5 protein-coding genes and 1 pseudogene are annotated in these 13,451 nt (G+C 64.8%); 2 read left to right on the top strand and 4 right to left on the bottom strand.

The features are described from left to right. From ACIPEK_RS45165 to ACIPEK_RS45150, 4 genes and pseudogenes are all read right to left on the bottom strand, one after another. A partial coding sequence (locus ACIPEK_RS45165; RefSeq protein ID WP_402008590.1) for a hypothetical protein occupies positions 1-298 on the bottom strand: 298 nt, incomplete at its 3' end. A gap of 582 nt (positions 299-880) precedes the next feature. Then, positions 881-1,092 (bottom strand): annotated as a pseudogene (locus ACIPEK_RS45160) (transposase); the annotation flags it as partial. Between the two features lie 94 nt (positions 1,093-1,186). After that, positions 1,187-2,065 (bottom strand): Dyp-type peroxidase, encoded by an 879-nt coding sequence (locus ACIPEK_RS45155; RefSeq protein WP_402008588.1) that lies wholly within the window; start codon positions 2,063-2,065, stop codon positions 1,187-1,189. Between the two features lie 851 nt (positions 2,066-2,916). After that, positions 2,917-10,161 carry an RHS repeat-associated core domain-containing protein gene (locus ACIPEK_RS45150; RefSeq protein ID WP_402008586.1) on the bottom strand — a complete coding sequence of 2,415 codons (7,245 nt, stop codon included), beginning with the start codon at positions 10,159-10,161 and terminating at the stop codon, positions 2,917-2,919. Between the two features lie 1,320 nt (positions 10,162-11,481). Between ACIPEK_RS45150 and ACIPEK_RS45145 the strand changes: the two genes are divergently transcribed. Both ACIPEK_RS45145 and ACIPEK_RS45140 read left to right on the top strand, forming a co-directional pair. Continuing rightward, positions 11,482-12,735 (top strand): IS256 family transposase, encoded by a 1,254-nt coding sequence (locus ACIPEK_RS45145; protein WP_329831273.1) that lies wholly within the window; start codon positions 11,482-11,484, stop codon positions 12,733-12,735. Next, the gene (locus tag ACIPEK_RS45140) at positions 12,732-13,214 is read left to right on the top strand and encodes a hypothetical protein (protein ID WP_329831274.1); all 483 of its coding nucleotides are present in this window, start codon (positions 12,732-12,734) and stop codon (positions 13,212-13,214) included. The genes ACIPEK_RS45145 and ACIPEK_RS45140 overlap by 4 nt, the downstream gene beginning before the upstream one ends. The last annotated feature ends 237 nt before the right edge of the window (positions 13,215-13,451 follow it).

The following is a 13,451-nucleotide window of genomic DNA, read 5'->3' as shown; positions in this document are numbered from 1 at the left end:
CGGAGAGCGGTTCGAAGTCCATCATCAGCACTTCGCTGGCCCGGCGTCCGGTCATGGCCTGGATGAGCCAGGCCCGCATGACTGCGGGATGTCCGGGCCCGGCCAGCTCGACCTGGCGGGCGTTGCGGACGACGGTGCGAGTCTGCTCGGCTGGCAAGCCGAGGAGCTCGATGTGGGTGAGCATGCTGCTCAGGTCGGTGTCGTTGATGTAGTTGCGTTCGTCGGCCTCGCGGACCTCACGTTGCCGGGGCCGGTCGCCGGGGCGGAACATCCGGGCGTGGCTGTCGGTGCCCGGCACCCGAACGCTGTCCTCCCCTGCTACTCACCCGCCTACCCCACCTGCGGACGCTTGCCCCAGCGTGGTGGCGGAACCCGGGCGGACCGCCATCAACAGGAGGTGATCCTCGTGCAGTCCTGGCCGACTGGCACAGGCTGATTTTCACAGAGCGGCCGTCGGGTTTGTCCTCCCGCTTCTTGCAGATCTGTAATGCCGTGGAGGGGCCCGTGGCCAGCGGGGGCGCCAGGTGCGGATTTCGAGGTGGGTGATGTGGACATCGGGATGAACGCAGCTGGATTCGATGAGCCATTGGTGAATGGCGTCGACGACGTCACAGCCTGTCTGGTCCACGCGTTGGGCGATGTCGGCGGCGGACCGTAGAAACGTTCTTCGGTGTGGCTGGCTCGCTGGATGACATCGCAGCGGATGCCGGGTGAGGCCGAGTGAGCCGCTCCGGCCGCCGGACGCCTGGACGTATCCGGTCTTGCAGGCCCTGGCGGGCGGCTTCGGCCGATCAAGGTACGCAGTCGGGCAGAGCCGGGGCAATGGGTTCAGGCGTCGCCAGTGGATGAGTGCGTTTTCGAGGGCGAGGGCCGGGCATCACCAGTACGTCATGCCAGAGCCGAAGCCGATTTCCTGCGGCAGGTACTCCCAAGCGATCCCGGTGTGCAGCACGAACAGGAGGCCCTGGAACACCAGACGATCCGGATGCCGCCTACGGCCCGGGCGCCGGGCCTTGCGCTCCACCTTCGGCAGCAGCGGTTCGGTCACACCGCCCACAGTTCGTCATCAACATCCCACGGCTTCGGCCCCAGACCTTCAGTCGAGGAGCGATCCCAACCACCTCGGAGACCCTTTCGTAAGAGTTCCAATCGGTCACGCACGCCTTGTGACGAGGCCAGCTGAGGCTCAGCTTCGGAACAGTGCGTCAATCCAGGTGTCGCCGGGTGGTGGCACGAAGAAGTACCCGCCGCCAGTGGTGAGGATGTACTTTGCCATGGCCTCGCCCTCCAGGCGTTTCTGCACGGCTTCGAAGCCCTTGGCAAGGTCCCGTTGGAAGCAGGAGAAGATCAGCCCGCTGTCGCCGTTGCCACGGTCGTAGTTGTAGCTGCGACGCACGATGGGTGGCGGATTGCGCCGGTCGGGAGCCGCCAGGCGCACGTGCGAGTCAAGCGGTGTGAGCCTGCCCTGGGGATCAGCGGCGAAATGAGGCCGTTCGCCGTTCGGAGCTCCATCAAGCCAACGCCCATCCCTCCGACGACCGATGATGCGCTCCTGCTCGCGCACGGAGTCCTTGTCCCACAGCTGGGTCGCGAACTGGATCACCCGTATGACCTGGTAGCTGCCACCGACAGCCCAGTCGGGTTCCTCCTGGTCAGCTCTTATCAAGGCGCGGTCGGTGGCCCCCCGGGTGTCCTCAGGGTTACCGAACCCCTCAGTGAAGTGGAAAGGATTGAGTGCAAGCCCTCGGCCGGCCTCGACTCTGTTTTCAGCTCGGAACCCTTCGATCCTCCAACGAACCCGCCATGCGGACAGCTCTCTCAATGTGCTTTCGGCGGCCGCTCGGGTAACCCTGCTACTTTTCCCAGTAATCTGAATTAGCAGATCCCCGTGCGATTGCATGGCATCCAGTACATCACCACTAAAAACAGGCATGGCAGTCAATTGCCGCGGTTTGCCGGTGTCGCCTCGGAAGAAACTCGCCCCGAACCCAATCCAAGATTCCAACCCGTCCGCTTCCAGGATGCGTAGGCGCTGCAGTACGCGACGCAATTCCTTGTGCCACAACCCGTTGGTCTGATCTGGCGTATCAAGGACGATGGCTACCGCATGTGAGGCTGGGGCGGTTCCCCGCAATTGAGGGGGAACAATCGGGTCCGAATCTGCTTCCGAGGCATCACCCCGACCCCCGAGAACTATTCCGCCCCCGGTCAAGGCCAGTCCAGCAGCAGCCGCGGAACATCCCACAACAGATCTTCGCCTCAACAGCCCTCCAGCTACCACGACTACGCCCGACTCTCAAAATAGACCGGATCCGAGGGACGATTGTCCGGCACCTTTATGCATCGGCGTCTCCACCACGCATATCATCCAGCTCACAGCTTCAACCCTAGCCACCTGATCGAGACTATTAGAGTCAGACCCAAAGCAGGTAGCCAACACTTCCTTTACCACCCCCCTGCACCAAAAGTTCCCCAATTCACGAAACCCGGGAATCAAAGAGGCTTAGGTTCCGCACGCATTAACAGAAACACTCATTCCAGATTTCTCAATTATCTCACCCAAAAATGAGACCTCTACTCCGGTTCCTCGATACCCACTTACAGCGAGCTCCTTTGCTGCGGACTGCGCTTCTCTGATCGACATCCCGAAAACGTGCCGAAACGCCTTGAGTACCGCCCCCCCGACCCTGGCCCCAGCTTCAAGGGTCAGGCGGTAGTGGCCATGCTCTTCAAGAAGAGCTTGGCGGATCCATTCGGGAGGCGGCCCCCAACCTTCATCATGCACAATTCCACACATGTCACAAGCCCATTCGACCTCCCAGCCCAATTTCCCCTCTCGAACCGATTGCACCGCCCACCCCTCAATATTGTCATGGCATTCAGCGCACCCTGATTGGAGCCGTACTACCTGTTCCTTCATTTCCAACCTCGTATTGATTCATATCTCGCAACCGTCCCGTAGAACTTCTCATACAACCCGGATCGATCCCGGGGATGATGACGCCCGGCCGAGATACCACGCGCGAACCATCGGTGGTGCAGCTCTTCGTGAACCAACGTATTGCGCAGATCCGCTCGACTGGAGAACCTCTTCCATCCAACTTGAGTTCCCACGTTAGGTTTCGCAATTCCAGTGCTCACCCAGGGACTGTATTGCGGGGGGTACGTGAAACGCAAATTCGGGAAATCCTCTTTTATAATTGCATTAATTGCTCGATTTCTCACTCTCGCAGATTTACCTGTCAGATGACTAAGATCACTTGTCCAGACGTTCCCTTCCCCTTGGAACTCATATCTGGCACGCCCCCCAAGTTTGGCACCGAGACCAGCACCGATCATCCCGAAGGCGCAACCCATGGCCGCTGCACGACCGACCTGGCCCCAGTCAACCTTGCGGCCGGCCAAGCGCTGCATCCCCCAGTCCAGCGCACCGTCAGTAAGGCCTCCGACAGCGCATCCGACGAGAAGAGGGTTGTTGCCGGTGGGGTCGGTGTAGGTGGTGGGTGAGGACAGGGCGTATTGGTAGAGGTTGGTGCCGCCGGCTTGGCCTATGGGGTCTTGGGAGATGAAGCGGCCGGTTTCGGGGTCGTAGTAGCGGTCGCGGTAGTAGAGGAGGCCTGTGCCGTCGTTTTCGCGTCCGGTGAAGGTGTATGGGTTGGAGGAGGCTGCTCCGGAGACGGTGGGCTGGCCGTTGGGGTCGTAGGTGTATTTCGTGGCGATGGTGCCGTCGCTGTTGGCGAGGCCGATGACTGAGCCGAGGGCGTCGGTCAGGTAGATCTGGGTGGTGCCGTTCTCGGTGCGGGTGAGGAATTCATCCAGCCCGGAGGTGGCCACGGTCGCGGTGGTGTCGCCCGAACTGTTCTGTTCGAGCAGCGGGTTGCTGCCGTCGGTGAGGGATTTGTTCGTTGTCCCGTCGACGGTTCTGGTGCTGCGTGTGCCCAGGGCGTCGTATCTGAAGCTGCTGTTCTGTCCGGCCTTGGTCAGGCCGGTGAGCTGGCCGCGAGCGTTCCAGGTGTAGTCGCGGATGCCGTCGGTCTTGAGCTGACCGTCGGCGTCGTAGGTGAAGGAGCGGCCACTGTAGGTGGTGATGCGGTTGTCCTTGCCGAAGGCCGTGCCGTCCTCGGCAGCGGGCAGCGCCACGTTGGCCAGGGTTCCGGTCAGGCCGGTCTGCAGGCCGCGTTCGTCGCGGGTGTAGTTGAGGTCGCCGATGCTGCTGGTGCCCTGGGCGTAGGTGATGGATTTGATGGTGCCGGTCTTGTCGTAGCCGGTGGTGCGGATGATGCCGCCGGGCATCGTGGCCGTCTTCTCCTGGCCCGCCGCGTCCAGACCGAAGCCGATTTCCTGGGTTCCTGATGTGACGGAGGTGAGGATGCTGGACTTGTCGAAGCCGTAGCTGGTCGTCTGACCGCCTGCGGTCATGGTCTTGCGGCGGTCGGCTGCGTCGTAGTCGTAGCTGACGGTGCCGTTGGGGCCGGTCACTGTCTTGGGCCGGTCGTAGGTGTCATAGGTGAAGGACTGGTTGCCGGCCTGGCTGTCGGTGATCTGCTTGAGCAGGTCGTGGCCGTCGTAGTCGTAGCTGACACTGGATTCGGCCTGGCCGGCGACGTCGACGCCGTACTGGGCGGTCTTGGCCCGGCCCAGAAGGTCGTAGGTCGCGGTCGCGATCTTCCCGGAGCGGCTGGTCGCCTTCTTCAGCAGTCCGGCCGCGTCGTACTCGAACGTGGCCTGCGCACCCATAGCGTCAGTGGCCGACTTCGGGCGGTCCGCGTTGTCGTATGCCCAACTGCTTGCGTTGTTCCGGGCGTCGGTGAGGGTGGTGAGGTTGCCGTTGTCGTCGTAGTCAAAGCCCGTCGACTGGCCGAGGGGGTCGGTGACCTTTCGGGGCTGGTTCAGCTTGTCGTAGACGATCGTGGTGAGTGACCCGGCCGTGTCGGTGAGCGCGGACGCCCTTCCGGCAGCATCGGTGAACTGGCTCGACACCCTCCCCTCAGCGTCCTTGACCGAGGCCAGGTCGCCGTTGCGGTAGGTGTACTCCGTCACCGCATCGGCGTTGTCGGTGACGGTCTTGACCTGACCGTCTGGCGCGTAGGTGAGGGTGGTCTTGCGGCGCTCGGGGTCAGTGGCTGTCTGCAGGTTCCCTTGGGCGTCGTAGCCGAAGACGGTGGGATTGCCCAGCGGGTCGGTTGCCTTGGTGGGCTGGTCGAAGGGTCCGTCAAAGGTGACCGTGCCCGAGGGACGCGCGTTGGCGGTTCCTGCCTGCTCGACGGATTGGGTCACATGGCCGTTGGCATCGTAGGTCAGCTCAGTACGTTGTCCGTAGGGGTCGATGACCGCATCGATGCGGTGGTTCGGACCGCGCACATACTGCGTTTTGCGGGCTAGTGACGAGCCGTACGCGGCTGTGTCCAGGACGCCGAACCCAGCCGTGTCAAACTCGACCCGACGTACTGCGCCGCCCGGCTGTGTGACCTCGGTTGAGGTGATCTGGCCGGTGCCCGTCTGGGTATAGGCGAAGGAGTACTTCGCGTCTTCGGTGAGGACCTGGTCCTTGACCCTCCCGTCTGGATAGAACGTGTTGGTCATGTACGTGATGTTGCGGGCGTCGGTAGCTGTTTTGATGCGGTTCGACGTGCCGTCGTATGTGTAGCGGCTGACCTTGTTTGCGGGGTCGGTGACCGTCTCCAGCCGGTCCGCGGTGTCGTAGGTGTAGGAGGTGGTGCGGCCGGTGTTGTCTGTTGCCGTCTTCACCCGGTGCTCAGCGTCGTAGGCGAGGGATATCCAGCGGCCTCCCGGGGTGGTGATGCGGGTGATCTCGCCCTTGTTGCCAGCCAGGCGGGTCAGCTTGAGCGCGTTGCCATGCCGGTCGCGGATCTCCTTCAGCGGCGAATACTGCGGGAAGACCCACACACTGCCGTCCCGGAAGCGCAGTTCCCACTGGTTGTTGTTATTGAGGATCTTCGAGCCGCGGAAGCCGGTCGGTGTGTCGAGCGGCTCGAAGATGGCATCGGCGTAACCGACACCTGGCGATGTGCGGGTGTAGTGGATCTTCTGGCCGCCGGGCAGATACAGGTCGACTTGTTCGTACTGTTTCTCAGAGTGCAGGAAGGCGTTGTAGGACAGGTCTCGGCCGATACCGAAGGCTCGCGGATGGGTGTCGCCCTGCCAGTAGGTCCGGTTCACCTCGGCCGAGCCCAGCGGGTCGGAGGCACCCAAGTCGGTTCGGGAGTCGGTGAGCTGGCCGGTAGCCAGGTCGACCGGGTCGCCCGAAAGCCAGTCGATGACGTCCTTGAGCCCGGTCAGGTCCCACGGCACGAGGTCAGTGATGTTGAACATGGCGCCGTGAAAGGCCCAGACGCGGGTCTTCGCATCAGGGACGACCTGCCTGCCGTCCGGACTGACCTGGCCGTGGCCGTAGACGTGCCAGCCCTTGCCCTTGGGGTCGTAGTCCATGAAGTCGACGCGGGCGCCGGGGGCTTCGTGGGTGTAGTTCGGGTAGACGATCTGCGCGCCCTTGGGGAACACAGTGGTGCCGCCCGGCTGCACCGTGAAGTAGACGGGGACCACACTGTTCTTGGGCAGCGGGAAAGGCGGCCGGTCGATCGGAATGGCCGTGATCCCCAGCTCGGTGACCGGCTTGCCGTTCTCGTCCCGCACCACCGATCCCTTGGGGATGCGTACCTCGAGACCGGGTATCTGCGGGGTGGTGAGTGTGATGTCCTTCTTCGCCGGCGCCTTGAAGGACACGGTGTGCTTGGTATCCAGAGGCGTCAGCCACACCGGAAAGCCGAGGTCGGTGCTCTGGCCGGCCTTGGGGTGGATGCGGATGTCGAAACGGCCGTAATGGCGTTGCTCGGTGTTGGCGCTGGCGCCGTCCACGACCAGGGTGGTGGCGTCCTTGCGGATGCCGGTCAGCAGGAAGCGGCCGTTGGCGTCGGTGCGTCCACGTTGGTCATCGACCCGGACGGTGACCTTGGCCAGCGGTTTACCGTCCAGTTTCAGTACCCGACCGGTCAGTGCCGTTGTGCCGAGTGGGGCCCTGAGCCTCGCGGGGGCTTTCGGTGCCTTGCCCCGGGCGGTGATCCAGTCCCGGCCCTTCAGGTTCGCCTTGCCCGGCTGCCAGGCGTCAGCACCCTGGGGCAGGATCCCCGCACTGGGCGTCGTCTTCTTCGCCGCAGCACCAGGCCCGGACTTGGGAGTTGCCCTGTCTTTGCCGACTGCTGGGGCTGTCGTAAGTGTGGTCGTCAGCCCCAGATTGAATGTGCCGGTCTTGGAAGACCACGGATTCGCCGTCAGCGTATACGTGCCTGTGGCGGGCAGCGCTGGCAGCTCCTTGGTCACCGTGGTGTCGCCCATGTAGGACGCGTCGTAGAGCCACTTGCCGTCCGGCCCCCACAGCGACAGTTCCCAGGCACCCGGCGGGGTATCGAGACCGAGGGTCAGCTTCTGCCCCTTGGTGCCGGCGAACGTGTAGTGGGCGTTCTGCCCGGCGGTGGTGATTGAGGCCGTCTTCCTACCGCCGTCCACAATCAGTGCGCCTCCGTCCGCGTCAGGCAGGAGGGTGACCGTCGCGTGACCGGTCGCGGGCTCATCGGGCTGGATGAGCACCCTGTGGGTGCCAGCAGCCAACGGAGCCCGTAGCGCCCCGTCAAACGTCGTGCTGGACAGGTAGCCCAGGCTCTCGTCCGCGCTGGCACCGGGCGCCCAGTGCGCCAGCCTGGCCACCTTGGTCAGGGTGCTGTCGCTGAAGACGACGGCCGCCCCGTCTCCGGACGCCGCGTTGTAGGTGAACTCCAGTTGCTGCCCGGGACGGGTGATGTCTCCGCCGGCCGTGGGCTGAGCCGCCGACAGTGTGCCGGCGGTGACCGGATTCGACAGCCATAGCTTCGCCGCGCCCGTGGCCGCATGGTCAGGCGTGATCGTCACCGCGTACTGGGTGCCCGGGGTCACTCCCGTGATGTAAAACGCGACAGGCGAGCTGGCAGAGACATAGCCCAGGTAAGTTCCCGTACCACCCGCGGGACCCACCAGATACGCCTCACCGGACTCGGCAAGCGTGATGTCGGTCAGGGCGAACCCGAATACCTTGGCATCCGGTGCGATGAACTCGGCCCGCAGTTGCTGTCCCGGTCGCGCAATACTGGTCAGCTGTGCAGCACCGTCGATCGTCAGTGTGCTCACCACGTCCGCCGACAGCGTCAGCCGCACAGTTCCGGTAGCGCCCAGGTAGGGGTCGATCACCACGCGGTACAGGCCGGTCTCAGGGAGGTCCGGCAATTTGAAGGCACGTGTGTAACCGGACAACAGGGTGGCATCGTCGAGCACCTTTGCGCCCGAAGGCGCCAGTACGGTGACAGACAGCAAGGAGTTGAAGGTGTTGCTGGTGAAACCCAGCGAGAGATCGTCTCCCGCCGCGGCCTGGAAGGTCGATTCCGCGTTCTGCCCGGCCCGGTCGATGGTCACATCAGCCGTTGGTCCGGTTGTGGTGAGCTCGGGGGTGGTCGTGGGGTTCGACAGCGTCAGCGTCAGCTTGCCGGTGCCGATATTCTGTGGAACCGCCTTGAGTGTGTAGGTGCCACTCGCAGTCAGGGCAGGACTGTCCCACTCGCTGCTGGCGTTCGCCGACACGATGAAACTGCTGTCGACCACCTTGCCGTCTGGTCCTCGCACCTCAATCGCCGTGTACGACGGGAAGCCCTGTGACCTGGCACCCACCGAGATGCGCTGGCCCAGCTGGGCGGAGAAGTGAGCGATGCCGTTCTGGCCTGGCCTGGCAATGGTGAGTTCTGTGTCAGGGCCCGTGACAGCCAGCTGCCCAGCATCCGCATAATGCGAACCTGTCACCTTCGTCGTACCAGTGGCACCATTTGCCGGATCCAGCCACAGGTCGTAGCGGTCCGAGGTGGGCAACGCATCCACATCCAACTGCCCGGTGAATCCCCCAGATACATAGGCAAGGTCCACAGACTTCCCGCCAGGCCCCAGCAGCTCCACGCGCATGGACGCGCCCTTCGCCATGCCGGTCGCATCGATACCGATACTGAGCGACTCGCCTTTGCCACCGGACAGCGTCCAGTGCCCCTCCTGACCAACCCGCAGCATCGGCGTGTCGGCAGTCGGCGCCGACAGGTCCAGCACGCCGCCGGACGCCTTGGACACCGTCACCGTGGCCGCACCGATGTTGCCTGCGCCTGGATCAACCACCAGGGAATACGTACCGTCCATGGCAAGGTCGTGGGCCTGCCAGCCGCCGCCCTTCTTATCCACCGAACCAGTGCCACCCACCTGGACACCCTGCGGGTTGTACAGGCGCAGCACCAGATTCGAGTTGAACGTCGACGCACTGATCCCGAAGCCGATGTCGTCACCCTGCTCGGCATCGAACAGCACCTGGGCACGCCTGCCCGGCGTCGTGACTGCCACCGTCGGCGGGTTGTCGTCCGTCACCGAGGTGCGCACCGTGGTCTCGAACGTGCCGTCATCGCTGCCAGCCGTCATGGTGAAGTCCGACGGAGCCGTAGCAGTTCCGCCCGGCGTCTCCACCTGGACGCGGCCGGTGGTAGCTCCTTCGGGTACCTTCACCGTCACCGACGTGGCCGTGGCACCGACCAGTTCGGCCAGCGTCCCGCCGTTGAAGCGCACCACATTGTCCGTTGCGGCGGAGGCGAACCCCGAACCCGACAGCACTACCTGCGTGCCGGGCGCTCCCGATACTGGCTCCATCTTGGAAACCACCGGTCCCGAAGGGGCGAGCGCGAACGATTCCGACGACTGCGCACTCGAACCCCCCACCTTCACCGAGACCTTGCCGTCGACCGCGCCCGTCGGCACCGTCACCACCAGCCGGGTAACCGTCGCCGAGGTGACCACTGCCGTCTTGCCGCCGAAAGACACGGCGTTGTTCGCGGCTGTCGTGGAGAAACCTGTGCCCGACAGCGTCACCTTCGCCCCGGCCGCAGCTCTCACGGGTACCACCGACAGCACGGACAGCGTGCTGGAAGCGAATCGGTCCACACCCAGGCGGTTGCCGACCTCGTCGTAGCGGTAGCGGGCGGTCTTACCGCCCGGATCGGTTACTCCGACCAGACGCCCGGCCGCGTCGTATGCGTACACCGCGTCGCTGGTCGTCGGCGCAGCGGCCGGTCCGGTCTCCGCCTTCGGCACGGCCGTTTTGGGCTGCGGAGGCTTTGAGGGCAGCGCTGAGGAGGACGGGCTGCCACTTGGCAGGGTACTGAGGAGCTCCGATGGTGCCCCATCGGCAGGGGTCGTCGCAGACGGGGCCGGAACAGGTGACCGAGATGGGTCCGGTGCCGCCTGGGCGGAGACTGTGCCACCTGCCAGCGCGAACACAAGGGCACCAACGGTCAGCGACCGCCAGCGCGTAGAAAGTCGTACCCCGAACCGTTCGCCGCGCATGCGCACCGCGCCCTCCCCAGGACGAACACATGGACCACAGCAAGCCCATGAAGCCCACACTCCCCATGCGAGCTGTCACAAGATACACACAGTCCGTCATGTGCACGTCGGAAGTCGCTGAAAAATTCATACAGTTGAACGAATCAAGCCACGGAAGAGTCATTCCAGCCAGACGTGGCGAGTGCAGGGAGCGGGAGAGCAGCGCGGTGGTGGTGTGCACCGGACACTGCCGGAGGTCAACGCGGCTACGGCCAAGGCAGCGTTGGGCAATTGCGGGCACGCTTGACGCCCCCTCAGGTACAGGGGGGAAGAGCAGGCTCAGGAGGCGTAGCGCCGCGACAAGCTCACCCCCGACCAGCGGGCCACGCTGAAGGAGCTGGGGGTGGAGTGAGCTTGACGCCTCCGTCGTGCGGCCGCTGAACCGGATAGTACGAGGCCACAGAATGCGACGATTCCGGCATAGACGAAGCACGCTCGAAACTATCCCCGCGGGCGCGTGGAGCAGTGCTCTTGCGGCGTGACACTGGGACGGCTGCGGCCTACACACCGGGCAGCTGCTGTCGGAGCGGCACGGGGGCGGGATCGTGCCGCTGCCCTCGGGCGCGACGTTCAAACTGGTTGGTGCACGCTCTCGCCGACGGGCGCGGACTGCCGGGCAGTGCGCGGCAGCAACGGTGGCGAACTGCATGCGAGCGGGCCCAAGTAGAACGGAGTACAGCAGACGGCCGGAGTTGCCTGATGGACCGGTGGCTGCATCCACCCTTCCAGCTTCGGACGGACCGTTGCGATCCGTATTCGTCGGGTGATCTACTTCGTTCTCCACAGCGTCATTGGGGGGCACCGTGCGAATAGAGAACTGTGCCGTTGGGGCGATTGACGCCGGTCAGCCACGCAGCAGGAGTGCCGGTGACGCTTGCACCTGCTGACGGGGGACGTCGGAGCCGGAGCAATGCTCAAGATCTGTGGATCGGGGCTCGGGTGGCACGCGAGGGGCGTACCTTCCCGAGTGATCGATTGAAGGTCACCGAGTAGGCCGGCGTTCGCAGCGCCGGTCGGGAAGGCACGCCCATGCTCACCGTAGTCAATCCTGACGGTTCCACGCCAAACGGCTCCCTCATCGATGAGATCGTCCGTGAGGGCGCGAGGCGGATGTTGGCCGCCGCCCTGGAGGCGGAAGTCAACGCTTACATAGCCGAGTTGGCCGGTGAGCGGGACGAGAGCGGTCACCGTCTGGTCGTGCGCAACGGCCATCACCAGCCGCGGAAGGTCACGACCTCGGCCGGGGTCGTCGAGGTCAAGGCCCCGCGCGTGAACGACAAGCGCATCGACGAGGCCACGGGCGAACGCAAGCGGTTCTCTTCGGCGATCCTGCCGCCCTGGGCAAGGAAGTCCCCGAAGATCAGCGAGGTGCTGCCGTTGCTCTATCTGCACGGCCTGTCCTCCGGCGACTTCGTACCCGCGCTCGAGCAGTTCCTCGGCTCCTCGGCCGGCCTTTCGCCCGCCACCGTGACGCGGCTGACCGTCCAATGGCAGGCCGACCACAGGGCGTTCATGGACCGCGACCTGTCCACCACCGACTACGTGTACGTCTGGGCCGACGGCGTCCACCTGCGCATCCGCCTGGAGGAGGCGAAGGCCGCGGTCCTGGTGCTGATGGGCGTGCGGGCCGACGGCACGAAGGAACTGATCGCGATGACCGACGGATACCGCGAGTCGTCTGAAGCATGGGCCGGGCTGCTGAGGGACTGCGCCCGCCGGGGCATGCGGGCCCCGGTCCTGGCCGTCGGCGACGGCGCACTCGGCTTCTGGAACGCACTGAACGAGGTGTTCCCCGAAACCCGCCAGCAAAGGTGCTGGGTTCACAAAACGGCCAACGTTTTGGACGCGCTGCCGAAGTCGGCCCAGCCCGCGGCCAAGCGCGCGATCCAGGAAATCTACAACGCCGAGGACAAGGAGCACGCGGTCAGGGCCGTCCGCGACTTCGAGCGGGCCTACCAGGCGAAATACCCCAAGGTCGTCAAGCGGGTCACGGACGACGAGGATGAGCTGCTGGCGTTCTTCGACTTCCCCGCCGAGCACTGGATCCATCTGCGCACCACAAATCCGATCGAGTCGACCTTCGCCACGGTCCGGTTGCGGACGAAGGTCACCAAGGGCGCCGGCAGCCGGGGAGCCGCCCTCGCCATGGTCTTCAAGCTGATCGAATCCGCTCAGGCCCGCTGGCGCGCGGTCAACGCACCCCATCTCGTGGCGCTGGTGCGGGCCGGCGCTCGCTTTGAACGCGGCCACCTGGTCGAGCGCCCCGAGGAGGCCGCCGCGTGAATGGCCTCAACGACGCCGATGCCCGTTCCGCCGAGGACGAACACCCGCGATTCGCCCGCTACCTGCACGAGCTGGCCATCGTCCGTGACGAAGACGAAGCCGATCTGGTGACCAGAATCCTGCGCGACCCGGACACGACGATGGCGCAGTCGGCCATCGTCCGCCACCTCGACCGTCATGCGGCGCAGCTGCTGACCGACGAGGGGTTCACCGCCTGGGCCCGCGCGATGGCCGAGATCAGCGCGGAGCGGGAGTTCCTCGCCCGCCGTCTGCGCGAATGGACCCTGCTGCGGTCAATCACCGTGGGCGAGCCGTGGGGCCCAGAGGAAGTCACCACCGGATCCGACTGGTTCCAGCGCAAGGCCGTCGAGACCCTGCCCTCACCCGCCGTCCTCACCCTGCTCGCCGAGGCCGGAAGAACCCGACGCGTCCGCGCTGACGCCAGTCGCCGACTACGCCAGCGACGCCACCGCGACTGACATGATCCACAGGTCTTGACTATTCCTCGATCCGACGCGCCTGGCCCCTCTACCGCTGGGACACCCGCCCTCGAAGCCCTCGCATCCGCTGACCTACTGGCGGACGCCCTTAGTCGAAAACCCATCTACCACCAGTTGTCGCAGGTGCCATTGGGCTTGGCACGGTATGGGTAGCGGCCGAGTTTCCGGCCGCGCCGCACTCGGCGCCCGCACAGCAGCACCACGGCGAAGATGCTC

The sequence above is a fragment of the Streptomyces sp. NPDC088246 genome, from assembly GCF_044741025.1.
In the GTDB taxonomy this organism is placed as follows: domain Bacteria; phylum Actinomycetota; class Actinomycetes; order Streptomycetales; family Streptomycetaceae; genus Streptomyces.
The sequence above is the reverse complement of the archived record's forward strand: the minus strand, read 5'-3'. Positions and strand labels throughout refer to the sequence as shown.